Origin of the sequence: Vibrio sp. CB1-14 (assembly GCF_040412085.2) — a bacterium.
Classification (GTDB): Bacteria; Pseudomonadota; Gammaproteobacteria; order Enterobacterales; family Vibrionaceae; genus Vibrio; species Vibrio chaetopteri.
Genome location: NZ_CP115920.1, coordinates 2,490,473 through 2,516,457 on the forward strand (window position 1 = coordinate 2,490,473; position 25,985 = coordinate 2,516,457).

Below are 25,985 nucleotides of genomic sequence, written 5' to 3' on the forward strand. Positions count from 1 at the left end.
AAAATTACTGGCTAAGTCCGGCTAGTTTGTCAAAGTAATCCGGGAAGGTTTTTGACGTACATTTAGGGTCATTGATCGTCACGGGTGTATCGCTCAATGCGACCAGCGAGAAACACATCGCCATACGGTGATCATCATAAGTATCAATGGCTGCGTGTTTAAGATCCGATGTTGGTTCGACAATAATATAATCTTCCCCTTCTTCGACTTTGGCACCTACTTTACGTAGTTCTGTCGCCATCGCAGCGAGTCGATCGGTTTCTTTTACGCGCCAGTTGTAAACATTACGAATCGCCGTGGTGCCTTTTGCAAATAGCGCTGTTGTCGCTATAGTCATCGCAGCATCAGGGATATGGTTATAGTCCATATCAATGCCGACTAACTCACCTTTACGACACAAAATGTAATCATCACCCCACTCAATGTCTGCGCCCATTTTCTCCAGCGCGTCAGCGAAGTGAATATCACCTTGGATGCTGTTTTTACCAATGCCTGTGACTTTAATTTCACCGCCTTTGATTGCCGCAGCAGCAAGAAAGTAAGAGGCCGATGATGCATCACCTTCCACCAAGAACTGACCCGGTGAGCGGTATTGTTGACCACTTTTCACAACAAATTGCTGATAGTTTTGGTTTTCAACTTCAACGCCAAACTGCTTCATGATGTGCAGAGTAATATCAATGTATGGCTTAGACACTAAGTCACCAACAATCTCAATCGTCACATCCGCTTTCGCAAGAGGCGCCGACATCAAAAAAGCTGTCAGGAACTGGCTTGAGATTGAACCATCGATTTTAACGTGACCACCTTTCAAGCCGGTGCCGTTAATTTTTAATGGTGGGTAGTGCTCGTTTTCAAGATAGGTAATATCCGCGCCGGCTTCGACAAGTGCATCGACAAGATGACCAATTGGTCGCTCTTTCATGCGAGGCTCGCCAGTGAGTACAAACTCACCTTGACCTAGACAAAGCGCAGCAGCGAGCGGACGCATAGCGGTTCCCGCATTACCTAAAAACAACTCAGTCGCTGCATCTACGGTAAACGCCTTACCTAAACCTTTGACCACACATTGAGTTTTGTCGTCAGATAACTGATACTCAACGCCAAGTTGAGTAAGCGCGTTAAGCATATGACGAATGTCATCACTATCAAGTAAGTTAGTCAGTGTTGTCGTGCCCTCAGCGAGTGCTGCAAGAAGCAAGGCACGGTTGGAAACGCTTTTCGAACCAGGAAGATTAACGGTTCCCGATACTTTCTGAATAGGTTGTAATGTTAAGCTTTCCATTGGGGTGTTTAATCCTTTGTCGATACTTCGATCCTAACGTGAAGTATCCTCTATAATTCTTCGTACTGGCAGACTATCGAAAATAGTGACCAAGCGCTACCCCTAATCATGCCATTGCGGGTCAAAAATCAACCAAACAAATACTAGCTAACTAGTACACCGCAAAAACCGAGAACACAGAGCCACTTTCGTATGACCATTTATCTTCCAGAGTTGGATGTAGAAGACTTAAGCTTCCCCTCTCCATATGAAGCATTAGAGGAACCCAACGGACTGCTTGCCTTTGGCGGTGATTTGCGTCCAGAGCGTCTAATCAGTGCTTATAAGCATGGTGTATTTCCGTGGTTTGGACCCAATGAGCCACTTCTTTGGTGGAGCCCGTCTCCGCGCGCTGTATTTGAACCTCAAATCTACAAGCCATCAAAAAGCCTTAAAAAGTTTCAACGCAAGCACCAGTATCGCGTCACTATCAATCACAGAACTCAAGCAGTTATTGGTTATTGCTCAAGCACCCGTCCACTTGAGGAAACATGGCTCAACGCTGACATGCGCGCTGCCTATATCCAACTGGCCAAGATGGGCTATTGCCACTCTGTAGAGGTATGGCGAGACGACGAACTCATTGGCGGACTATATGGACTTTCAATTGGCCAAGTTTTCTGTGGTGAATCCATGTTCTCCCTTGCCCCCAATGCGTCAAAGATCGCCCTATGGTACTTCTGCCATCATTTTACCCAGTCAGGAGGGAAGCTGATTGACTGCCAAGTTATGAACCCGCATTTAGAGTCCCTCGGCGCGATAGAAATGAGTCGCGATGACTTCCTATCACGTTTGCAGCAACATCAACAATCTGCCTTGGAACTTTCCTGTTTTTCACCGCAAACGCTATCATTGGCTATAGACGGAGGTGAGAATCGATGACAATAGCCGTGCAACAAATCCGAATTGGGCTTAGCCGCAAACAGCCTTGCAGTTACATTAAATCCAAGGAAGAGCGGGTCGCTATCGTGCTTGAGAAAGAGATGCACAATAGAGACAATTTCGAAATGCTGCTCGCTAATGGGTTTCGTCGCAGCGGTAATACCTTGTACAAACCACAGTGCGACACATGTCAGGCATGCCAAGCTCTGCGTGTCTCAGTGCCCGACTTTAAACCAACGCAAAGCCAAAAGCGCTTGCGTTCTAAAGGCAAGCATCTGCGCTGGGAAATACGAACAGAGCTCGATGAGAATTGGTTCTCGCTTTACACTAAGTACATTGAAGCACGACACTCAAGCGGATCGATGTACCCACCGCGAGAAACGGAGTTTTTTGATTTTGCGCAGTGCCAATGGCTAACCATGCACTACCTACACATCTTTGATGACGATACCTTGATTGCCATCGCTATCACCGATGTTCTAGACAACAGCGCGAGCGCTTTCTATACCTTTTTTGACCCAGATTACGCACTCTCGCTAGGTACCTTCGCCGTACTGTGTCAGCTTGATTACTGTCAGCAATATCAAAAGCAGTGGCTTTATCTCGGTTATCAAATCGATGATTGTGCAGCGATGAACTACAAAACCCGCTTTGGACGTCATCAAAGGCTAGTAAATCAGCGTTGGCAAGGGTAGAATACACCGCAACTTTACTTATTAAGATTTTAACGGCACAATGCGCGCCGTTAAAAGCGCCACATTTCGAAAGAGGATTAAATGGCTAAAGAAGACGTAATTGAGATGCAAGGCACTGTCCTTGATACTCTACCAAACACAATGTTCCGTGTTGAACTAGAAAACGGTCACGTAGTAACTGCACACATCTCTGGTAAGATGCGCAAAAACTACATCCGTATCCTTACTGGTGACAAAGTAACTGTAGAGATGACTCCATACGACCTGTCTAAAGGCCGCATCGTCTTCCGCGCTCGTTAATCTACGATTGCCGAATGCAATAAAAAACGGAGCCTGTCGCTCCGTTTTTATTGCGCTTTGTCTTAAAAACTCTAAGTCTCGTCAAGACCTAACGAAAGCTGGGCACAAAAAAAGCGTACGATTTCTCGCACGCTTTTTGCAAATAGAGCTAGTCCAATTTCAATCAGTGATGAACTTCAGCTGCTTCTTTCGCTCCTACGTATTCGAACTCAAGATCATCATCTTTAAGCGATACGCGTACCGTCCCACCGTCAACCAGGCTGCCAAACAGAAGTTCGTTGGCCAGTGGCTTCTTAAGCTTATCTTGGATAACGCGACCCATTGGACGTGCACCCATGGTTTTGTCATAACCCTTAACCGCAAGCCAATCACGCGCTTCATCAGAAACCTCCAGCGATACGCCACGCGTATCAAGCTGAGCTTGAAGCTCTACAATGAACTTATCAACAACTTGGTGGATAACAACATCATCTAGGCTATTGAACCAGATAATTCCGTCAAGACGGTTGCGGAACTCTGGCGTGAACACACGCTTGATAGCGCCCATCGCATCCGGCTTGTGATCTTGTTGGATCAGGCCAATCGATTTCTTCTCAGTTTCCGTCACACCAGCGTTACTGGTCATGACTAGGATAACATTGCGGAAATCGGCTTTACGTCCGTTGTTGTCCGTTAACGTGCCGTTATCCATAACCTGAAGGAGCAAGTTGAAGATATCTGGGTGTGCTTTCTCAATTTCATCAAGAAGTACCACTGAATGAGGGTGCTTAATGACCGCATCAGTAAGAAGGCCGCCTTGGTCATAACCTACGTAACCAGGAGGCGCACCAATTAGGCGGCTGACAGAGTGACGCTCACCGTATTCAGACATATCAAAACGAAGTAACTCAATACCAAGCAGTTTCGATAGCTGAACTGTAACTTCAGTCTTACCAACACCGGTAGGACCTGCAAACAAGAAAGAGCCCACAGGCCTATCATCATTGCCAAGGCCTGCACGAGTCATCTTGATAGCCTCAGACAAGACATCGATGGCTTGGTCTTGACCAAACACCAGCATCTTCATCTTCTCATCAAGGTTCTGAAGAATGTCTTTATCAGACGATGAGACAGATTTTTCTGGAATACGAGCCATCTTAGCCACCATAGCTTCGATATCGGCAACACCTACCGTTTTCTTACGGCGGCTTGCTGGTACCAATCGGCTGCGTGCGCCCGCTTCATCAATCACGTCAATAGCTTTATCTGGCAAGTGACGCTCATTGATGTATTTAGCCGATAGTTCAACCGCCGCACGAAGTGCTTTATTGGTATAGCGGACTTCGTGATGTTCTTCGTATTTCGGTTTCAGACCCATAAGGATCTTCGTCGTGTCATCAAGAGATGGCTCAACCACGTCGATTTTTTGGAATCGACGAGACAGCGCACGCTCTTTATCAAAGATGTTGCTGTACTCTTGGTAGGTTGTTGAACCAATACAGCGAAGCTTACCGCTGCTCAATAGTGGCTTGATAAGGTTAGCGGCGTCTACTTGGCCACCGGAAGCGGCACCCGCACCGATGATGGTATGGATTTCATCGATAAACAGGATGGCGTCATCTTCTTTTTCAAGTTGCTTAAGAATCGTTTTAAAGCGTTTCTCGAAGTCACCACGATACTTAGTACCCGCTAGCAGTGAGCCGATATCAAGCGAGTAAATTATGCTATTGCTAATAACTTCTGGCACCTGGCCTTCAACAATTCTCCACGCCAAGCCTTCAGCGATGGCCGTTTTACCGACGCCAGCTTCGCCAACTAGCAGTGGATTGTTTTTGCGGCGACGGCAAAGTACTTGAATGGTTCTCTCAAGCTCTTTATCACGACCGATTAGCGGGTCGATGTTACCGGCTTTCGCAACTTGGTTAAGGTTAGTCGCAAAGCTTTCTAAACGGTCTTCACCATTCGCTTCTTCAATGCTCTCGCTGCTTCCACCTAGTGAACCACTTGACGGTTCATCACCTGAAGGCCCTGCATTTTTAGTAATGCCATGGGAAATAAAGTTAACGATATCTAGGCGGCTAATGTCGTTCTTTTTGAGGAGGTAAGCGGCATGAGATTCTTGTTCACTGAAAATAGCAACAAGCACGTTAGCACCAGTGACTTCACTGCGGCCAGAAGACTGAACATGGAAAACAGCGCGCTGAAGCACTCGTTGGAAACTCAACGTAGGTTGAGTTTCACGTGTGTCGTCAGAGTCGGGAATAAGCGGCGTCGTTTGGTCGATGAAAATATCAAGCTCATTGCGCAGCGTTTCAAGATTAGCGTTACAAGCAGTAAGGGCCTCTTTAGCCGAGTCATTTTCCAACAAAGCTAAAAGGAGATGCTCTACGGTCATGAATTCATGTCTTTTGTCACGGGCACGAGCGAATGCGCCGTTCAGACTCGATTCTAGTTCTTTGTTCAGCATAAGTACCTCCTAAGGAATGGCAAACGCCATTCAAGCGAAAATTAGGCTTTTTCCATGGTACACAATAGTGGGTGTTCATGTTCCCTTGAATACATGGTCACTTGAGCAACTTTCGTTTCAGCAACTTCGGCGGTGAATGTGCCACAAACAGCTTTGCCTTCGTAGTGCACAGCCAACATCACCTGCGTTGCTCTATCTTCGTTGAGTGAAAAAAAGCGTTCCAAGATTTCTACAACAAAGTCCATCGGAGTGTAATCATCGTTATTGAGGATAACGTTGTACAACGCCGGTGGCTCAACCTTAGTTTTTTCTTTCTCCAATAAGTCTGAGTCTGGAGTCACCCATTCAAAATTTTTACTCATGGCCAAATGTTTGAGAGTTTTCTTTAAAAGTCAAAACACTGTGTCAGTCAAAGGAGGCTTAGCTAGAGCTAACGTGCTCTCGGTGTCTGTCACTCGAAAAACATCTCTTATAAAGAGACTAATGCACCAATTGTATCGCTGCAAACAAAACAATGCTATTAGAGTGTGTCACATATGAGCCAAGTTGAAAAAACTTATTCCTCCTTTTGCCTAGCATACATTAAGAGCATGTAAACAAAAGCTTTCCATTGCACATTTGTTAAAACCAAAGCGCATATGTATAGATTATGTGGTTATTTATGCCTTTTTCCTATTGACTACGCTCAATGTTTGACTAGAGTGGTTAACTAGTGACTAAAATTTAACAAGTTATGAATCACTATGCCCCAGGGAATGGGAATTTTCTCACAACCACATGCTTCTGTTTGAGCTCTCAGCTCTCTCATGAGGATGACAAAGTTGGAAAGTCCTCAGTTTAAGGTACGTAGGTTCACAACAAATAGTCTCAATGAAGTAAGTAGATTTACCAACGGTCAGTATCTTCTACCGCAACTTCAGTTACAAAATGCATGAGGGATGTATAGCATGGCGATAGGTACAGTAAAATGGTTTAACAATGCCAAAGGATTTGGCTTTATTTGTCCAGAAGGTGAAGACGGCGACATTTTCGCTCACTACTCGACAATCAAAATGGACGGCTACCGCACTCTAAAGGCTGGCCAGCAAGTGAACTACGAAGTAGAAGAAGGTCCAAAGGGCTATCATGCCAGCGTAGTAACACCGGTAGAAGGTGATCTAGCGAAGTAGTTGTCATTTACTAATCAATACGAATTACCCGAAAATACTGACCGTAAGATATAAAAACCACCGCTAGGTGGTTTTTATATCTAAATGCTATTAGCCAATGATGCTATTTAGCGTTGCGCTTGGGCGCATCAACGTAGAAGCTTTCGCGTCACTTGGCTGATAGTAGCCGCCAAGGTCACCTGCCTCACCTTGAGCATTGTTTAGCTCAGATACGATGATGCTCTCATTGGATGCCAGCTGCTCTGCAATTGGAGCGAACTCTTCTGCCAATGCTGCATCTTCAGTTTGCACTGCTAGAGCCTGAGCCCAGTATAGCGCTAGGTAGTAGTGAGAGCCGCGGTTATCAAGCTCACCCACTTTGCGCGATGGCGACTTGTTGTTATCTAGGAACTTGCCTGTCGCAGCATCCAGTGCTTTCGCCAGTACATTCGCTTTCTCTTTACCAGAAACAACCGCTAGATGCTCCAGAGAAGCAGCAAGAGCCAAGAATTCACCTAAAGAATCCCAACGTAGGTGGTTTTCTTTTTGAACCTGTTGAACGTGCTTAGGAGCGGAACCACCAGCACCAGTTTCAAATAGACCGCCGCCGTTCATAAGCGGTACGATAGACAGCATCTTCGCAGAAGTACCAAGCTCAAGAATCGGAAATAGATCCGTCAGGTAATCACGAAGTACGTTACCTGTGACAGAAATAGTATCTAGACCTTCTTTGATGCGCTCTAGCGAGAATAGCGTAGCTTCTAATGGCGACTTGATGTGAATTTCAAGGCCAGCGGTGTCGTACTCAGGTAGGTACTGGTTAACCTTCTTGATAAGCTCAGCATCGTGTGCACGGTTTTCATCCAACCAAAATACAGCTGGTGTGCTAGAGGCACGTGCACGAGTCACTGCCAATTTCACCCAATCTTGAATTGGCGCATCTTTCACCTGACACATACGGAAGATATCACCTTCCTCAACCTGCTGCTCAATAAGCACATTGCCTTCAGCGTCAACAACTGAGACAGTACCGTCAGCATCCAAGATAAATGTCTTATCGTGTGAACCATACTCTTCAGCTTTTTGCGCCATCAGACCGACGTTAGGCACGCTGCCCATTGTCGTCGGATCAAATGCACCGTGCTGCTTACAAAAATCAATCACAGCTTGATAGATGCTCGCGTAGCTGCGATCAGGGATCATTGCTTTAGTGTCTTTTTGCTTACCGTCTGGTCCCCACATTTGACCAGAAGAGCGCAGCATTGCTGGCATAGACGCATCAACAATGATGTCGCTTGGTACGTGCAGGTTAGTGATACCACGGTCAGAATCAACCATCGCAAGTGGTGGTTGCGTCTCGTACACGGCCGCTAGATCAGCTTCAATTTCGCCTTTTTGCGCCGCTGGTAGCGAAGCAATTTTCGCGTATACGTCACCAATACCGTTGTTAACGTCTACACCTAGTTCATCAAACAGCGCAGCGTATTTGTCAAAGACGGTTTTGTAGTAAACTTTTACTGCATGACCAAAGATAACCGGGTCAGAGACCTTCATCATGGTCGCTTTCATGTGCAGCGACAACAATACATCTTGCTTCTTCGCTTCTTCAATCTGCTCTTCGAAGAAAGTAACCAGTGCGTTTTTGTTCATCACTGAAGCATCAATGATTTCACCTGCTTGGAGCGCAACTTTGTCTTTAAGAACTTTAGTTTCGCCTGACGCCGATGTGAATCGGATCTGCACGTCTGTTGCGCTTTCTGTTGTCACCGATTTCTCGCTGCCAAAGAAGTCATTACCAGACATGCTAGAAACGTGTGACTTAGAATCTTTAGACCACGCCCCCATTGAGTGTGGGTTTTTCTTCGCGTAATTCTTAACAGACAAAGGAGCACGACGGTCAGAGTTACCTTCACGCAACACTGGGTTTACTGCACTGCCTTTAATTTTGTCGTATGTCGCTTTTACCGCTTCTTGCTCTGCATTCGCAGGTTCTTCTGGATAATTTGGAAGAGCATAACCATTCGCTTGCAGCTCTTTGATAGCCGCTTGTAGCTGAGGAATTGAAGCAGAAATGTTTGGAAGTTTAATGATGTTTGCTTCTGGCGTTTTCGCCAATTCACCGAGTTCGGTCAATGCATCACCGATGCGCTGCTCTTCTTTTAGGTAGTCAGGGAAGTTAGCAATGATACGCCCTGCTAGTGAAATATCTCGTGTATCAACATCAATACCTGAAGACGCGGTGAAAGACTGAATGATCGGTAGCAATGAATATGTTGCCAGCGCTGGCGCTTCATCAGTAATGGTATAGATGATTGTCGGCTTTTCTGTAGGCATGAAATTTCCCTATCGTTCTAATCGGGCTGAGCACCCTTATCAATTAACGCCATCTTTTAGATAGCGTAAACGTTGCGACTGGACACCAAACTGCGGGCAAATCTAAGACAGTTTCAGATGAAAACCCAAGGATTTGGTGTAAATTTACTCAGTCGAACGAAATCCTAAGCACTTATAATTAAACAAAATTGGTCAATTAGTCTATTATCTTGTGCGTTATTCCTGTTTTTGAGCGCGCTCATGATAGCTCAAAACACTCGTAGACAAAACTAAACCACACAGTTTGTTTACATTTTTGCAAGGTAGTTAACATGACAATTAAAACAGCGCGTAAAGGTTCCCCTCGCCCCAATCGCTCATCATCAGGTCAATTCAAACAAAAAAGCCAACAAAAACACCAGAAAACTGGACAAACCAGAAGACGTAAACCTGGAGTTACTTCAAAACCAGAGAAAAAGCGCCCGGCGCCAGGCGATCGCAAAGTCATTTTGTTTAATAAGCCCTACGATACGCTGAGCCAGTTCACCGACGGAGAGGGAAGAAAAACGCTGGCAGACTATATCCCAATCAAAGATGTCTACGCAGCCGGTCGACTCGATCGCGATAGCGAAGGTCTAATGGTGCTTACCAATGACGGCGTGTTACAGGCTAGACTCACTCAGCCCCAATCGAAGTCAGAAAAGACATACTGGGTTCAAGTTGATGGCGAACCAACAGAGTCTGATTTAGATAAACTGCGCAATGGCGTCGAACTCAAAGATGGCCCGACATTGCCCGCCAAAATTGAGCGCATGAAAGAGCCGAGCGTATGGGACAGAGAGCCTCCTGTGCGCTTTCGTGCCAATATTCCAACGACCTGGTTGAGTATTACCATTATCGAAGGACGAAACCGTCAGGTGCGCCGTATGACAGCCAACATTGGCTTTCCGACGTTGCGCTTGATTCGCGCTAGTATGGGTAAGTATGCGCTAGACGCCCTTCAGCCCGGAGAGTGGCGTGAAATTCCGGCGACAGACTTGTTTTAAAAAACAGAGCTTTTAACAAACAGAGCCCAAAACAAAACCACCGACCTAAGTGGTCGGTGGTTAGAAGTTAGTTGGCTAGTAACGCTCGAACTTGCTCGAGATCTTCAGGGGTATCAACACCCGCAGGTGGTGCGTCGATAGCAAGCGCCACGTGTATACGCTCGCCATACCAAAGCACTCTTAGCTGCTCTAATGACTCAATTTTCTCAAGTGCGCTAGGTGCCCAATTAATATACGTATTAATAAAGCCCGCTCGGTAAGCATAGATACCAATGTGGCGCATCAAGGGTTGCTTGGCCGCTAATTTAGGTTCATTTGCGTATGCATCACGATCCCATGGGATAGTAGCTCGGCTAAAATAGAGCGCAAATCCATTTTGATCCGTGACCACTTTAACTGCGTTTGGATTGAACACTTCGGCTTCATGCTCAATCGCCACGCCAAGTGTCGCCATTGGAGCTTGGCTTGATTGAAGATTTTCCGCTACCTGAGCAATGATGCTCGCTGGAATCAACGGCTCATCCCCTTGTACATTAACAATGGTGTGATCATCATCGATACCCATCAGCTTAACCACTTCGGCCAAGCGCTCTGTACCTGATTCATGATCGGGTGACGTCATGCACACTTCACCACCAAAAGCTTGCACTGCCGCTTCAACACGCACATCGTCCGTAGCAACGACAACACGCTCTGCGCCCGATTGTTTCGCGCGCTCATAGACGTGTTGCACCATAGGTTTACCAACGATGTCAGCCAAAGGCTTGCCCGGCAGACGCGATGAGTTGTAACGAGCAGGAATGATAACCGTGAATGCCATTTAGCGACCCTCTTCCATGCTCATTTGGCGCGCTTCAGGTTCGAGTAACACCGGAATACCCTCTTTGATAGGGTAAGCAAGGCGGTCTAGCTTACAAATAAGCTCTTGTTTATCTTTATCGAAGGTTAGCTTTCCTTTGCATACTGGGCATGCGACGATCTCAAGTAATCTATGATCCATAACTCTCTATTACCTTGTTGATTTCTTGTAGTATTTGCTCACCATCTTGGCGATTAAACTGTGCCGAGACTGGCAAATACCACCAATTATCCTTTGAAAATGAGCGGCATTTTACCGCATCTTTCTCGGTCATAATGACGTTTTCCACGCCATGACTAAATTCTGCTAGCTTAGTCTCATCAAACGCTTGGTGGTCAGCAAACCCTTGCGTTTTTACAAGGTTTGCTCCGAGTTGACTTAAGGTGTCGAAAAAGCGCGGAGGGTGCCCTATCCCGGCAAATGCAGCCAAGGTACCCAGTTGTTCTACCGAAGCAGTTTGACCGTTGTTCAAATTGATCGCCACATTCGGAGCAAGCGTGAATCGCTTTTCGCGTTCATTAGCCTCAACGTCCCCACCATTAACGACTAGCAGGTTGACTTCATCAAGCCTAGATAGTGGCTCTCTCAGAGGGCCGAGTGGAATAGGCTGCTGATTACCAAACCGCCTCACACCATCAATCACCACGATTTCATAAGCTCGCTCGAGGGCATAATGCTGCAAGCCGTCATCGGTAATGATGACATCAGCCCCAAGTAATTCTAAATGCTTAACCGCATTGGCTCGAACCGGATCCACACAGACCGGAACCTGCGTTCTTTCGAAAATAAGCTTAGGCTCGTCACCACATTCGCTTGCGGCAGTGTCTGAGGTAACCAGTAGCGGGTAAGCACTCGCTTTTCCGCCGTAACCACGAGAAACCACGCCCGGTTTTTTACCCTGATTTAGAAGCTGTTCAACGAGCCACACCACCATCGGAGTTTTACCGTTGCCGCCCGCTGTAATGTTACCTACAACGATCACAGGTACGTGGGAACGATAGCTTGGTTTGTCACCCGATGAATACGCTTTACGACGTTTGGCTGAGATAAAGCGATACAGTCTGCTCAGTGGCCACAGCAGAGGCCACAACAGCAATCCCAGCGGATGTCTACCAAACCAGATCTGCTCTATCACTAGTGCTCACCAAACTGAATTTTGTGTAGCTGAGCATAAGCACCTTGGTGATCTAGCAGAGTCTTGTGATCTCCACGCTCGATGATCTCGCCATCATCGACGACTAATATTTCGTCCGCTTCTTCAATTGTCGACAGACGATGTGCAATCACTAATACTGTTTTGTCTTTTTGTAACTCATCGAGTGCGGCTTGGATAGCACGTTCCGATTCAGTGTCTAGTGCCGAGGTTGCTTCATCTAAAATCAAGATAGGTGCATCTCGGAGCAGAGCTCTGGCAATCGCAATGCGTTGACGCTGGCCACCGGAAAGACTTGCGCCATTCTCACCAATGACGGTATCCAAACCTTGATCTAGGTTGCTGATAAACTCCATTGCGTGCGCCAACTTAGCCGCGTGCTCAATCTGCTCTCGAGAGAATTGGCCATCTGTCGCATACGCAATATTGTTGGCAATGGTATCGTTGAACAAGTGTACATTTTGCGATACCAGCGCAAAATGCTTACGCAGGTTGGTCAGTTTAATGTCTTCAATTTTGTAACCATCAAGCTCAATACTGCCGCTATCAATGTCGTAAAAGCGTGTAAACAAGTTAGCGATGGTGCTTTTTCCTGAACCCGAACGTCCCACTAGCGCAATGGTCTTTCCTGCCGGCAAATCAAAACTCACGTTGCGAAGCGCGGGCTTCTCAGTGCCTGCGTACGTGAAAGTGATGTCTTTCACTGCTAGATCGCCTTTTGCCTTCTCAATTTCGACCGTGCCATTATCGCGCTCTACTTCGAGATCCATAAGGCTAAACAAGGTATGACTCGCTGCCATACCGCGCTGGAATTCTGCCGTCACACCAGTTAGTGCTTTGAGTGGACGCATCAATGAGAACATAGCAGAGAAAATGACCGTAAAGGTACCTGCGGTAAGCTGTTCACGAACTTCATCAAAGCTCGCTAGATACAATACGGCGACAAGCGCAAGAGACGCGATCATTTGAATCACAGGGTTCGCAATCGCAGATGCAGCAACCATCTTCATAGTCTGCTGGCGCATTTGATTACTCATTTCATCAAATCGCGCCTTTTCAACCTGTTGACCGCCATAACTCAACACCACTTTATGGCCTTTCAGCATCTGCTCTGCCGAGGTAGTCATATGACCCATCGACGTCTGCATGCTATGAGAAATCTTGCGAAAACGCTTAGAAACGAAGCGAATTGCCCAGGCGACAACCGGCGCGACAACCAGTAGAACCAGTGAAAGCTGCCAACTGCTCCAAAACATCAGGAACAATAGGCCTAAAATACTTGCCCCTTCACGAACAATGCTGACCAGCGAGCGGCTCGTAGCCCCGGCTACTTGTTCTGAGTCATAGGTAATTCGAGACAGTAGCCCACCCGTCGATTCTTTATCAAAAAACGAGACTGGCATATGCATGAAATGATTGAAGATGCCTCTTCGAAGGTGCATAACCACTTTGCCCGATACCCAGCTCAAACAGTAGGTGGAAACAAACCCGGACAAACCTCGAATCAACATCATGGCTATAATGATCAGCGGAAGGATTTTTAGAAAATTAGATTCAACATCACCAAATCCTTCATCAAGGAGGGGTTTCAGCAACGAAAGCATGTAGGTATCTGCGGCTGCGTTGATGACCAATGCGATCACCGCCACTACTAAACCTGTCTTGTATTCACGGATATACGTCCACAATCGCTTAAACGTTTGTAGCGTAGTTTCGTCTTGATTTTGCGACATAATTCTTTATCGTTTCTTTTTACTATCCTTTCATTCTACTCTGCTTCGTAACATCTGCCTATACCAAGGGTCGAGGTATTCGGACCTCGTTGTGGAAACGATGATTTCTTGACCAGAAAAGTCAAATATGACATGCCCATCTACACCCGTTTCAAACCAAGTGCTGCCATTTTGTTGATACTGTGCTCTAACCTCTGGACTCGGCAACGCCCATCTTGAATTAAATCGAGTCGAGGCCACGACGTTTTTTGCGTCAATCGTTCTATGCAGAAAAGAGGAGGAGGATGTACTACTGCCATGGTGAGGCACACTCATGACATCGATTGACAGAGGCTCTAGGCGTCTTGCCAACAATATCTCACTCACTTTTTCTATATCGCCTGTCAATAACAGTCGCTTAGATTGATTACCTTTTTCAAAGGTAACCAGCACGACACAAGAATGGGGGTTATAAGCCCGAGGAACTCGCTTCGGTGGCCAAAGCACCGAAAACTCCAGTGCCTTCCAACGCCAGTGAGTACCTTGAACGCATCGTGTATCCGTTGTGTCTCCCTCTGGACGGCGAATCCATTTTGGATTCCAGCGCTTTTGCAGTGCCAATTCTCCACCCGCATGATCATTGTCACCATGACTAAGAATCAGTCCATCTAAATGTGTTACCCCAGCGGCAATCAAGTTTGGTGTTACAACCGTGTCTACCATTGAAAAGTTGTCATTGGCGCTTCCAGTATCATAGATAACGGCTTCATCTCCTTGAATAATGGCCACCGCTAAACCATGCCCCACATCAAAAAACTGCACTGAAACGTCAGACTCTCGCTCCAGGCCAAGCCTTATCAATATCGTTAGTAGCGTCAGGGTATACAGCGCTTGTCGAGACAGCCATCTATAGAGCAGCACCAAAACAATCAACGGCAGCAAAAGCCCAAGATCTCCAACGCCAATATCCAACCAAAACAAAGGGGCGAATCCAATGGCAAATTCTAGTGGCGTCAACGCAATATCGAGCATCTTCCATAGCCAATCGAAACCTGTCGTCACCGAAGCTAGCAATGCAGCAAACAAAGATAGCGGCACAATACACACACTAAACCATGCGACAAATAAGACGTTGTAGAGCGCCCCAATCAATGACAAACCTTGGAATAGATAGCCAATAATCGGAATGAAGCACAGCGACAGCGCTAAGTGGAGTGAGAGCACTTTTACGACAACGTTTTGCCTTGTTGCCAACCATGCGTGGGTCATCACGAGTAGCGTAACGGCAGAGAATGAAAGCCAGAAACTAAGGCTTGCAGCGGAAAATGGAACTAGGGTTAATACCGTTGACGAGGCTAAAAGGATGATCGTTAAGCGATGAACTCTTGCTTGCCATAATAGCAAACCGCTTATGACGACCAACATAATCAACGCCCGTACCGTTGAAATCGCAAAATAGCCCAAGGCGCAATAGAGCAGAGCGATAAGAAAGCCACTAAGCAAACTTAGCGGCAAGCCATAAAGCGTCAACCAAGCTCTTGCTTTCGGGCGAAGCAGAACTTTAGTGAGCGTAAAAACTATACTTGCTATCGCATACCCCAAAGCAAACACGATACCAACATGTAATCCTGAAATCGCAATAAGATGAGAAAGGCCACTATACTGAAGCTGACGCCGCATCTCATCGGCAAGCTCACTGCGATCTCCAAATATTAGAGCGAGGTAGAGTCCCTGAAATCGGCTTTTCTGGGTTGCATGGCGAACGGCATCGTGAAAGGTCGCTCGCCAATGGGGACGACTAACCACAATAGTGTGATTTTTGGCGGGCAGAGTGACTTTAGCGACGATACCTTGTGAAAATAGATGCTTTTCTCGGTCAAATCCTGCGTTATTGAGCGTGCCTGAGATACGACTTGCGGACACTGACGCAGTAACAAAAATGCCAGGAGCTAGCGCAGACTGGGATTTTAACAGCACTTTAGGTCGTAAAAACAACGAGATTTTCTGATCATTAATCGTAAGCACAGTGGCTTGAACTTCATAGCCATGAGTTATTTTCTTAAAATAGCTGTCAACTCGCGCTTTTATGGTAATATCTGTGCCAAATTGAAAAAGTACCCTAGATTGGTACTTGTAAAGGTTCCCTTGTATCAACGCTAAGGACATTGCAATAAACGCCGCAGAAAGGATCCAGCGACGTGTTATTAAGCAAGCGATACTCACTAAGGACGCCGGGATCGACCAAACCGTACTTGGCATCACAGGCCACCAGACGGCGCTAATCAGTACTAATGAATAGCAAAGTGGAACTGCGATGCTTGTTAACAGAGCCATGTTTTCCTATGCCAAGAAAGTTTATTAAACGTTTCATGCCTGATCACGAGATGATCAAAAAACAAAAGGCATTGAAAGTGTTCGGCAATGTCCTCTACAACCCGAACTTATGGTGCCTAAACCGTCGCTCTGCGGCTGGCGCGTTTGCGGTTGGCCTGTTTATGGCGTTTGTACCACTACCAAGTCAAATGATCATGGCTGCCGGCCTTGCGATTCTATTTGGGGTGAACTTACCTCTTTCTGTTGCTCTCGTTTGGATCAGTAACCCCGTGACAATGCCGGTGCTGTTCTACTTCGCATATAAAGTTGGCGCATTCTGCATGAATACACCGCCACAGCCGTTCCACTTCGAATTATCGTGGCAGTACCTCTCAGAACAAATGGCAACCATTGGACCTCCATTCCTACTCGGCTGCACGATTTGTGGTGTCGTTAGTGCACTTGCTGGTTATTTCGGTATTCGAGGTCTTTGGCGCTATTCAGTTGTACGCAGTTGGCAACAGCGCTCAACACGTTAATTGGATAGCTCTCCAAGTACAACGAATCTCACTGACTCTGTGAGCCAGACAAAGTATCGTTGAAACTGACAAGTCAGACAGTAACTACAGACAAATAGTCACTAAAGACAAAATGTAACGAAAAACAGATGGCAATGAAAAAGGACCACATTATGTGGTCCTTTTTGTGTTTCAGTCTGTGATAAAAACAAGTCAGTGATAAACTCACCTTCCGCTTGAGACAACTACTTAGCACTGAGTACCGTAGCCGGATTGAGTTGGCTGGCTTTCGTCGCCGGATACCACGTCGCGATAAGGCTGAGCAAAGTTGCAGTACCCGCTACCAGTAACACGTCATTCCAAACCAGTTGTGATGGCAAAAAGTCAACAAAGTAAATATCCCCAGATAGGAACTTGTGACCAAGCAGATTCTCCAAAGAGGAAATAATTGGCGTTAAATTAAGCGCAACAACACTGCCGACGATGCCACCGACAACACTCCCCACCACTCCGGAAAATACGCCCTGCCAGACAAAGATTCGTTTGATCAAACCGTCCGTCGCACCCATGGTGCGCAGAATCGCAATTTCAGAGGCTCGATCTTTCACCGCCATCATGAGCGTCGATACAATGTTAAAACACGCAACCCCAATAACCAGAACCATCACAAGGTACATAATGGTTCTAACTAACTGAATGTCACGATACAAGAAGCCATACTTTTGTTTCCAACTACGAAGATACACATACTCGTTCAGTGTATTGCCGACTTCACGTACTACCAATGGCGCATCAAACACGTTATCCACTTTTATTGATACACCAGTGACTCTGTCACCCAGTCGCGCATAACTTTGTGCATCTTCTAAAGGCACGATAGCCAAGCTATGGTCAATCTGACCGTTGAGCTCCAGTAATCCGGTTGCTTTTACTCGGACACGTCTTGGTGATTGTACTTTGCTAGCATCGCCACTGGTTGGGATCATTAATGTCACATAGTCTCCGACATCCACGCCCACTTGCTGCGCAACACCTTGACCTAAAATGACTTGCTGTTCACCCGCTTTGAATTCAGCCCACGCGGCTTGCGAAACAAAGCTTGGCAGTGTCGAGACTTGACTCTCAAGCTCCGGCGATACGCCCCTGAGCTCTACCGCTTTTAGCTGAGCGCCTTTTTCCACCAGCGCCGTTAAACGCACATAAGGCGCAGCCCCTTCGACCCGCGAGTGACTGAGCGACGCGTCAACGACATTTTGCCAGCCACTAATGGGCGCGTTGACACCTTCAAACTCACCATGGGCAATAACCGACAGCACTCGGTTTTTAAGCTCTCGCTCAAAGCCGTTCATCGCTGATAGACCAATAACAATGACCGCAACCCCCACAGCAATTCCAACGATGGATGACATGGAAATAAACGATACCATTTTGTTGCGCTGCTTGGCCTTACTAAAGCGTTTACCTATAAAAAACGATAATGACACGACTGCTCCTTATCTATGCGCCAACTGTCGCAGCATTTGTTACTGCGTCGACCAGAAGGCCGTCTTGCATGTGCAACTGTTTGTCCATTTTAGCGGCCAGTTCATTATCATGTGTGACCACCAAAAATGCCGTACCATACTCTCGATTCAAGGTGCGCATCAGGTCATAAATCGACAGCGCTGTTGCATAGTCTAAGTTACCCGTCGGCTCATCAGCCAGCACCAAGTCTGGCTTGTTCACCAAAGCCCTGGCAATAGCAACACGTTGACGCTCACCACCAGATAGCTCAGAAGGACGATGTTTTAATCGATGTCCAAGCCCCACACGCTCCAAAAGATCGCTCGCTTCTTGATGTGCCTGACTCACCTTAACACCACCAATCAGTAGCGGCATCGCCACATTTTCGACAGCTGTAAAGTCACTCAGAAGATGATGGAATTGATACACAAAGCCCAAGTGTTGGTTGCGTAATTTGGCTTGCTGGTTACCCCCCATATCAAGCAAAGACTGACCGAGAAACTCTACACTTCCTTCGCTTGCTTCATCGAGCGCACCTAACACATGCAATAGGGTCGATTTACCCGAGCCAGACGAACCAATAATCGACACCAACTCACCTTTTTCAATGTCGAAGCTCACCCCTTTTAGCACTTCCGTATCAACTGCGCCGTCGTGGTAAGTTTTACGAATATTACGACACGCGATTAATGGATTACTCATATCTAAGGGCCTCTGCGGGTTTTACTGACGATGCTCGATAAGAAGGAAATAAGGTTGCGACTAAGCTGAGCAACACTGCGCCAACCACAACAACAATAATTTGATATGGGTTAATCACCACTGGCAATTGACCACCAAAACTAAACAGGGCGACGCCCATCGCATCTAAGAGGCTATTGAGATTCGTGGCAAGTAACACGCCCAGTAGGCCACCAACGACGGCTCCCACGACGCCACTGCTCGCGCCTTGAACCATAAAGATAGCCAGCACCTGTCGGTCACTCATCCCTTGCGTTTTCAGGATAGCCACCTCAGACTGCTTCTCCATCACCACCATAATAAGCGCAGAGATAATATTGAATGCAGCGACACCAATAATGAGTCCAAGCATTAGCCCCATCATGTTCTTTTCCATGCGCACAGCTTGGAACAACTCGCCTCTTTGCTCACGCCAATCACTCCAACGCCAGTCCTCTGGAAGCGGCTGACTACTCAGCTCCGAAACAATAAACGGGTCGTCAAAGAACAGTCGCCAGCCACTGGCCTGACCCGCTTTGTAACGCATGAGCTTGCCGGCGTCGGCAATATGGGTAACCACGAGTTGGCTATCTACATCAGAGCCCGTACTATAGAGTCCAGCAACAGTAAACATACGCTGACTTGGGATCCGGCCTAATGGTGTGTACTGGCTGGCGCTCGTAACCATTAAACGAACTTTATCACCCACACGAACGTCTAGCTCACGCGCTAAGCTATGACCAAGCAACACTTGATACTTGCCTGCGCTTAGCCTTTCCAAACTGCCACTGACGATGCGAGAGCGAATCGGGTCATCACTGTCAGGCTCAATACCGATCATCATTGCTGCAGCAAGTCCTTGGTGACTTTGTAATACCGCTTCACTTCGAACAATAGGGACAGCAGATTGACTGCTGCCGTATTGAGAGAGCAATTCAACGGGCTCTTCATCGATAGAAATTCGGCCACAGTCGTGACTGATGACCGCCTGTGGCAAGACGCCCAAAATCCGGCCTTTAAGCTGGGCTTCAAAGCCATTCATCACCGACAACACCGTTACCAGAGATAACACACCAATCGTGATACCTGCGGTAGACATGTAAGAGACAAATCGACTGAATCGGTCGCCGGAACGGCCTCTGAGATAACGCAACCCAATAAAAATTGGCAAGGGGTGAAACATAGTGTTCGCCATAGAAAGATAACTACTAGCTAATGTAACCAGAAAACTGTCAGGGTTGTAGCCCTGGATGTCATTTTCCTTTTAAATTACCGACTTTTGCCGAATTCATCGGCCGTTTTCTTGATAACTCACGGATACACAGAGATAATTAACAGATGTTGATTTAGGGAAAAACTATGCAGCACAACGACTTCTTTACCGTAAACGGACCGCTGAAAGCAAACATTGAACCACTCGCTATTGGCTCACAGCTTCCTGAATTAACGGACTATATCGCGGAGATCCCGCCTTCATTCGTCGCGTCAAGCGAGTTCAGCCAGCTTGATCAAAAAACGGATGCCGCTCAGCATGAGCTTAACCAGCACAATATGAAACATGTCGCAGAGCTGCTTGAACAACAAAATAGCAAGCTCAATTTGCTGCTCAACTACATGATCGCACAGCAAGACGAGCCGGAGCTCCGTTATATCACCAAAAGCTTTGGCGCCAGCCAGTTAAGCTACGTTAATAGCGACGCCTTGCAGGTTGGACAATACGCCAAACTGAAACTGTTTTTAGATCATCCGCCTTCTGGCGTCTATTGTTATGCTGAAGTTACTCAAGTAGAGCCGCAAGACGACGGTTTCCTCATCACGCTTTCCTTTGTTCGTATTTTGGAAGAGCATCAAGACCTTCTTATTAAGGCAGCCTTACATCAGCAACAAAAACTGCTTCGTCAGCGCTCATTAGATAGAGAAAACAATTAATCCATTATGAGTCATTCTCCACTACTTCCACTGAATGCCCCGCAAGGCAAAGGTGATAAAAAACATCTCGGAAATCTGATTGGTGGCGCACTGGCGCTATCTATCGGTGAACACGCGTTAGCCCATAACCAGCACACCTTACTGGTAGTGCCGGATCCGCAGTTGGCGCTGAAACTTCAAGGTGAGTTAGAGCAGTTCTACCCGGGAGATGTTGCTCTTTTCCCGGATTGGGAAACACTGCCTTATGACAATTTCTCGCCGCATCAAGATATCATCTCCGATCGTATCGCCAGACTGTACGCCCTGCCGCAACAAGCCAACGGCATCACCATAGTGCCCGTGAGCACCTTGCTACAGCGCCAAAGCCCACGCGACTATCTGATGCAGCACACCTTGATGGTGAAAACGGGCGATCTGTTCTCTCTCGATAAGCTCAGAGTACAGCTAGAAAACTCAGGCTATCGTCATGTTGACCAAGTGTTTGGACCAGGTGAATACGCTAGCCGCGGATCGATTTTAGATCTCTACCCAATGGGCAGTTCTGCACCGTATCGCATCGATTTTTTCGATGATGAAATCGACACTATTCGCACCTTTGATCCTGAAAATCAGCGCTCAATTGAGGACATTTCAGAGATCCGCCTACTCCCAGCGCACGAATTTCCGACCACCAAAGAGGCCATCGAAGAGTTTCGAACTCGTTGGCGTCAGCAGTTTGATGCCAGACGAGAACCTGAATCCATCTACATGCAAGTCACGAAAGGGACTTGGCCTGCGGGTATCGAATATTGGCAACCGCTATTTTTTGATCACACGGAAACCTTATTTGATTATGTCAGTGATGACGCACAGGTCATCATGGTGGGAGAAGTAGAAACCGCCGTCGATAATTTCCTTGCCGATGTCGATAGCCGTTACGAGCAGCGTAAAGTCGACCCACTTCGACCATTGCTAGCACCCACAGAGCTATGGCTAGAAAAAGATGAGTTCTTTAGCCGCCTTAAGCAGTATCCACAGCTGCAATACCATACGGATGCGATCAAAGAGAAAGCAGGACGCAACAACGCCCCTGTTGAGGCGCTACCAGACATTACAGTGCAGCATCAGCTTAAAGAGCCGATGGCGCAGATCCGTCAATTCACCGAGCAGTTTAGCGGCAATATTGTCTTTTCGGTCGAATCTGAAGGTCGTCGAGAAGCACTACTTGAGCTACTGCATCGCATTAAGCTTCGCCCAGTTGAGCAGAGCAATCTGTCTGAAGCCCTTGCCAGTAATGAACGCTTCACTCTGATCATCGGCCAATGCGAGCATGGATTTCGCTACCAAGACAGCTTTGCACTTATCTGTGAAAGTGACATGTTGGGTGACCGTGTTATCCAACGCCGCAAGAAAGAAAAACGCTCCATAAACAGCGACACGGTAATTCGAAACCTCGCCGAGCTAAAACCAGGACAACCTGTGGTACACATCGACCACGGTATTGGCCGCTATGTCGGTTTACAGACGCTTGAAGCCGGCGGCATGACCACAGAATACGTAACGCTTGAGTATCAAAACGACGCCAAGCTCTACGTACCTGTTGCGTCACTTAACCTTATTGGTCGCTATTCTGGCGGCGCAGAAGAGTCCGCACCGCTGCACAAACTTGGTGGCGAGGCTTGGGCGAAAGCGCGCCGTAAAGCGGCAGAAAAAGTCCGTGACGTAGCCGCAGAACTGCTTGATGTCTATGCCAAACGTGAACTCAAGCCTGGCTACAAATTCAAGCTAGACCGTGACCAATACGCTACCTTTAAAGCTGGTTTCCCATTCGAAGAAACGGACGATCAAGCTCAGGCGATAAATGCGGTCATGTCGGACATGTGCCAACCAAAAGCGATGGATCGCCTAGTTTGTGGTGACGTAGGTTTTGGTAAAACAGAAGTCGCCATGCGAGCAGCCTTTGTCTCCACGGACAATGGCAAACAGGTTGCGGTTTTAGTCCCGACTACCCTACTCGCTCAGCAACACTTTGAGAACTTCCGCGATCGCTTTGCCAACCTGCCAATCCGAGTGGAAGTACTCTCGCGCTTTAAGTCGGCCAAAGAGCAAAAAGCGATTCTACAAGATGTCGCAGATGGCAAAGTCGATATCGTGGTGGGTACCCACAAGCTGCTGTCCAGTGATATTCGATTCAAAGATTTAGGTCTGCTGATCGTTGACGAAGAACACCGCTTTGGTGTTCGTCAGAAAGAGAAAGTAAAAGCGATGCGAGCGGATGTCGATATTCTGACGCTGACTGCAACCCCTATTCCAAGAACGTTGAATATGGCCATGAGTGGTATGCGAGACTTGTCTATCATCGCTACACCACCAGCCAGACGACTTGCGATTAAAACGTTTGTACGTCAAAGCGAAGATAGCGTGGTTAGGGAAGCGATTCTTCGTGAGATCATGCGTGGTGGTCAAGTCTACTTCCTACACAACCAAGTAGAAACCATCGAGAAAGTGGCCGCTGATCTTGAAAAACTGGTTCCAGAAGCCCGCGTCACGGTCGCTCACGGTCAAATGCGGGAACGCGAACTAGAGCGCGTGATGAACGACTTTTATCATCAGCGGTTCAATTTGCTAGTGTGTACCACCATTATAGAAACTGGCATCGATGTTCCAACGGCTAACACCATCATTATGGATAGAGCCGATAACTTGGGTCTTGCGCAGCTGCACCAACTTCGTGGCCGTGTGGGTCGTTCGCACCACCAAGCTTATGCATATATGCTCACTCCGCATCCTAAAGCCATGACCAAGGATGCTATCAAGCGTTTAGATGCTATCGCTTCACTCGAAGACTTGGGCGCTGGTTTCACGCTTGCCACACACGATTTAGAAATACGTGGTGCGGGTGAATTACTGGGTGATGAACAAAGTGGCCAAATTCAGTCTGTTGGCTTCTCACTGTATATGGAAATGCTTGAACAGGCAGTTGAAGCGCTTAAAGAAGGTCGAGAGCCTTCGCTAGACGATCTGCTGCGTGAGCAAACCGAAGTTGAGCTGCGGATCCCTGCGCTACTCCCAGACGATTACATTCCAGACATTAACACCCGCTTGTCGATGTATAAACGCATTGCGAGTGTGGGCAATGAAGATCAACTTAACGAACTTAAGGTCGAGCTTATCGACCGCTTTGGTCTACTTCCTGATGCAGCGAAACACCTACTGGAAGTTGCCAAAATGAAGCTTCGTGGCGGGTCGCTGAAAGTGAAGAAAGTAGAAGCGCATGAGAAAGGCGGCTATATTGAGTTTTATCCAGACGCTGACATTAACCCAGCCTTCTTAGTTAAACTACTGCAAGCTCAACCGACCAAGTTTGCGATGGAAGGGCCAACCAAGTTTAAGTTTATGGAGTCATTGACCGATCGCCGTAAGCGCTTGAACTACTTAAACAGCATGCTTGATGAGTTTGAAGCCAATCGACTACCGGCCTAAACGACACAAGTAGAGCCTTGCCGAAACATAAAGCTGATGAATGGCACAAATTGTTTCGGCAACACTTTGTATTAATTGATATACTGGATCCCACTCACCGACAGTGGCCATCAATGGAGAAACAATGAAAAAACTGATCCCACTGCTACTCCTATTGGTCTCTATGCCAAGCTTGGCACAGAGACAATTTGACATAGAAGTGATCGTTTTTAAGCGCGCCATCAATCCTGAAAAAGTGAATGAGTCATGGCCAAACGATGTGGCAGACATTGACTTTAGTCGCGCCGGCTCTCTTAACGATGCGAGTTATCGCGCGTCAAAAAATGTCACCGTGTTGCCGACAGCCTCTTTTCAGTTAAACGAAGAAGCCAATAAGCTTAAGAATCATGCGGGTTACACTGTATTGCTTCATAAAGCCTGGCGCCAAGGCGACAATGGTAAAGGCTCTGCACCTATCTTCCATCTTCGAGCAGGTAAAGACTACTCCACTGAGTTTTACTCTGACGGCTCTGAAAAAGGCAGCCTAAGCAACACATCATCACCCGTTGAAGGCGTAACTGAGCAAGCCATCGATAAACCACTGTATGAGCTTGATGGAAAACTGCAGATTTATGTTCAGCACTACCTCTATGCAGAGGCGCAACTTGACCTTAAATCACCAAGTACCAAACAAGTAGTTGTTGAAGCACCATTAAACGAAGCTCCAATAGAAATTACAAACACAGAAACAACCACCGATGCCGCGCAGCCAGACAGTAATGTTATCGCTGGTAATCTCGAAGCCATTGAGCCACAACGTGAAACATTGACCTTCTTGAAAGACTATCGCCTGGATCAGAAACGTCGTATGCGCAGTAGTGAAACTCACTATCTCGATCACCCATTAATGGGAATGATCATTCAAGTACGACGTGTTCAAAACTAGTCGATACACAATCTTCTAGATACACTCTCTTCTAAAGACTCGCATTGCGAGTCTTTTTTTATTTCATTTCCCCAACTCTCAAAAAGCCAATAGAGCTGTGAACTCACTCGCATAAACGTTTATACTTTGGCTATGAACGTCAATTACACCATATACACCAAGCGCTTATGCTTACGTCTGCTAACACCAGACCATGTACCGCAGTTTGCAAACGCGATCCAAACCTCACCGTCACTTCATCAGTGGATTGATTGGTGCCACTCCAATTACACCGAAGAAGAAGCATTGGAGTTTATTAGTGCCACGCGGCTCAATTGGGTAAAAGCGTCGGCATTTGGCTTTGCACTGTTTAGTCGCGATAGTGACGAGTTTCTCGGTATGGCCGCATTCAATGAGTTTTATCATACCTTCAACATGGGAAGCCTAGGCTACTGGCTTAAGGATTCGGCGCAGCACCAAGGCTACGCCCTGGAGGCGATGGATGCGATTATTGAATTTGCCTTTGCTCACCTACTCCTAACGCGCTTAGAGATTGTCTGTGACCCGGACAACTCGCCTAGTCACCATCTTGCAGAGCGTTTGGGGGCAACCTTCGAATGTGTCGCGCAGAATCGCTACATCTTTAACGGCAAGCCGAAAGCAGGAATGGTCTACTCGATTACACCAAACACGCGCAGGGTATAGAGCCAACTTCAATTAGCATCTTATCTAACGGGTCAGATTCGAAACAAAAAAAA

The 25,985-nt window shown here is 47.0% G+C and carries 22 protein-coding genes; 10 read left to right on the plus strand and 12 right to left on the minus strand.

Annotation, left to right across the window (positions count from 1 at the left end; translation table 11 throughout):
* Positions 1-4: 4 nt before the first annotated feature.
* Complete coding sequence (gene aroA, locus PG915_RS11230; protein ID WP_353496609.1) at positions 5-1,285, minus strand: 3-phosphoshikimate 1-carboxyvinyltransferase; 1,281 nt, start codon at positions 1,283-1,285, stop codon at positions 5-7.
* Between the two features lie 192 nt (positions 1,286-1,477).
* Between aroA and aat the strand changes: the two genes are divergently transcribed.
* The 3 genes from aat (at position 1,478) to infA (ending at position 3,201) form a co-directional block, all read left to right on the plus strand.
* Positions 1,478-2,206: a leucyl/phenylalanyl-tRNA--protein transferase gene (aat, locus tag PG915_RS11235; RefSeq protein WP_353496610.1), complete on the plus strand. Its 729-nt coding sequence runs from the start codon at positions 1,478-1,480 to the stop codon at positions 2,204-2,206.
* A complete protein-coding gene (locus PG915_RS11240; protein ID WP_353496611.1) occupies positions 2,203-2,901 on the plus strand; it encodes an arginyltransferase in 699 nt (232 codons plus the stop codon). Before aat ends, PG915_RS11240 begins: the two co-directional genes overlap by 4 nt.
* Before the next feature lie 81 nt (positions 2,902-2,982).
* Positions 2,983-3,201 (plus strand): translation initiation factor IF-1, encoded by a 219-nt coding sequence (gene infA, locus PG915_RS11245; protein WP_001040192.1) that lies wholly within the window; start codon positions 2,983-2,985, stop codon positions 3,199-3,201.
* 163 nt (positions 3,202-3,364) lie between these two features.
* Here infA and clpA read toward each other — a convergent pair whose 3' ends face one another.
* Together clpA and clpS are read right to left on the minus strand one after the other, a co-directional pair.
* A complete protein-coding gene (gene clpA / locus PG915_RS11250) occupies positions 3,365-5,647 on the minus strand; it encodes an ATP-dependent Clp protease ATP-binding subunit ClpA (protein ID WP_353496612.1) in 2,283 nt (760 codons plus the stop codon).
* Positions 5,648-5,688: 41 nt separating this feature from the next.
* A complete protein-coding gene (gene clpS, locus PG915_RS11255) occupies positions 5,689-6,009 on the minus strand; it encodes an ATP-dependent Clp protease adapter ClpS (RefSeq protein WP_042501817.1) in 321 nt (106 codons plus the stop codon).
* Between the two features lie 585 nt (positions 6,010-6,594).
* Here clpS and cspD point away from each other — a divergent pair.
* Entirely contained in the window at positions 6,595-6,816 is a 222-nt protein-coding gene (gene cspD / locus PG915_RS11260) for a cold shock domain-containing protein CspD (protein ID WP_162631321.1), read from the plus strand.
* A 90-nt stretch (positions 6,817-6,906) separates the two neighbouring features.
* On the opposite strand, the gene PG915_RS11265 is transcribed toward cspD, so the two are convergent.
* The gene (locus tag PG915_RS11265) at positions 6,907-9,129 is read right to left on the minus strand and encodes an NADP-dependent isocitrate dehydrogenase (RefSeq protein ID WP_353496613.1); all 2,223 of its coding nucleotides are present in this window, start codon (positions 9,127-9,129) and stop codon (positions 6,907-6,909) included.
* Between the two features lie 311 nt (positions 9,130-9,440).
* Here PG915_RS11265 and PG915_RS11270 point away from each other — a divergent pair, with 311 nt between their 5' ends.
* Positions 9,441-10,154: a pseudouridine synthase gene (locus PG915_RS11270; protein WP_353496614.1), complete on the plus strand. Its 714-nt coding sequence runs from the start codon at positions 9,441-9,443 to the stop codon at positions 10,152-10,154.
* A gap of 67 nt (positions 10,155-10,221) precedes the next feature.
* Here PG915_RS11270 and kdsB read toward each other — a convergent pair whose 3' ends face one another.
* From kdsB to PG915_RS11295, 5 genes are read right to left on the minus strand one after another with little or no spacing between them, the layout of a single operon-like run.
* Positions 10,222-10,974 carry a 3-deoxy-manno-octulosonate cytidylyltransferase gene (gene kdsB, locus PG915_RS11275; protein ID WP_353496615.1) on the minus strand — a complete coding sequence of 251 codons (753 nt, stop codon included), beginning with the start codon at positions 10,972-10,974 and terminating at the stop codon, positions 10,222-10,224.
* Positions 10,975-11,154, minus strand: coding sequence for a Trm112 family protein (locus tag PG915_RS11280; protein ID WP_006075338.1), 180 nt, complete (start codon positions 11,152-11,154; stop codon positions 10,975-10,977). It lies immediately after the preceding gene.
* Positions 11,144-12,148 (minus strand): tetraacyldisaccharide 4'-kinase, encoded by a 1,005-nt coding sequence (gene lpxK / locus PG915_RS11285; RefSeq protein WP_353496616.1) that lies wholly within the window; start codon positions 12,146-12,148, stop codon positions 11,144-11,146. Before lpxK ends, PG915_RS11280 begins: the two co-directional genes overlap by 11 nt.
* Positions 12,148-13,899, minus strand: a complete 1,752-nt coding sequence (msbA, locus tag PG915_RS11290; protein WP_353496617.1) for a lipid A ABC transporter ATP-binding protein/permease MsbA — start codon at positions 13,897-13,899, stop codon at positions 12,148-12,150. Before msbA ends, lpxK begins: the two co-directional genes overlap by 1 nt.
* A 30-nt stretch (positions 13,900-13,929) precedes the next feature.
* Positions 13,930-16,212, minus strand: a complete 2,283-nt coding sequence (locus tag PG915_RS11295; protein WP_353496618.1) for a DNA internalization-related competence protein ComEC/Rec2 — start codon at positions 16,210-16,212, stop codon at positions 13,930-13,932.
* A gap of 8 nt (positions 16,213-16,220) precedes the next feature.
* Here PG915_RS11295 and PG915_RS11300 point away from each other — a divergent pair, with 8 nt between their 5' ends.
* Positions 16,221-16,730 (plus strand): DUF2062 domain-containing protein, encoded by a 510-nt coding sequence (locus PG915_RS11300; protein WP_353496619.1) that lies wholly within the window; start codon positions 16,221-16,223, stop codon positions 16,728-16,730.
* A gap of 224 nt (positions 16,731-16,954) precedes the next feature.
* Here PG915_RS11300 and lolE read toward each other — a convergent pair whose 3' ends face one another.
* From lolE to lolC, 3 genes are read right to left on the minus strand one after another with little or no spacing between them, the layout of a single operon-like run.
* Positions 16,955-18,193, minus strand: coding sequence for a lipoprotein-releasing ABC transporter permease subunit LolE (gene lolE / locus PG915_RS11305; RefSeq protein WP_353496620.1), 1,239 nt, complete (start codon positions 18,191-18,193; stop codon positions 16,955-16,957).
* Between the two features lie 13 nt (positions 18,194-18,206).
* On the minus strand, positions 18,207-18,914 hold the full coding sequence (gene lolD, locus PG915_RS11310; RefSeq protein ID WP_353496621.1) for a lipoprotein-releasing ABC transporter ATP-binding protein LolD: 708 nt from the start codon (positions 18,912-18,914) through the stop codon (positions 18,207-18,209).
* Entirely contained in the window at positions 18,907-20,115 is a 1,209-nt protein-coding gene (lolC, locus tag PG915_RS11315; protein WP_353496622.1) for a lipoprotein-releasing ABC transporter permease subunit LolC, read from the minus strand. The genes lolD and lolC overlap by 8 nt, the downstream gene beginning before the upstream one ends.
* A gap of 176 nt (positions 20,116-20,291) precedes the next feature.
* Between lolC and PG915_RS11320 the strand changes: the two genes are divergently transcribed.
* From PG915_RS11320 to PG915_RS11335, 4 genes are all read left to right on the plus strand, one after another.
* Complete coding sequence (locus PG915_RS11320; RefSeq protein ID WP_353496623.1) at positions 20,292-20,861, plus strand: PilZ domain-containing protein; 570 nt, start codon at positions 20,292-20,294, stop codon at positions 20,859-20,861.
* Positions 20,862-20,867: 6 nt separating this feature from the next.
* Positions 20,868-24,323, plus strand: a complete 3,456-nt coding sequence (mfd, locus tag PG915_RS11325; RefSeq protein WP_353496624.1) for a transcription-repair coupling factor — start codon at positions 20,868-20,870, stop codon at positions 24,321-24,323.
* A 124-nt stretch (positions 24,324-24,447) separates the two neighbouring features.
* Positions 24,448-25,248 carry a peptidoglycan binding protein CsiV gene (locus tag PG915_RS11330; RefSeq protein WP_353496625.1) on the plus strand — a complete coding sequence of 267 codons (801 nt, stop codon included), beginning with the start codon at positions 24,448-24,450 and terminating at the stop codon, positions 25,246-25,248.
* 132 nt (positions 25,249-25,380) lie between these two features.
* On the plus strand, positions 25,381-25,932 hold the full coding sequence (locus PG915_RS11335) for a GNAT family N-acetyltransferase (protein ID WP_353498713.1): 552 nt from the start codon (positions 25,381-25,383) through the stop codon (positions 25,930-25,932).
* The last annotated feature ends 53 nt before the right edge of the window (positions 25,933-25,985 follow it).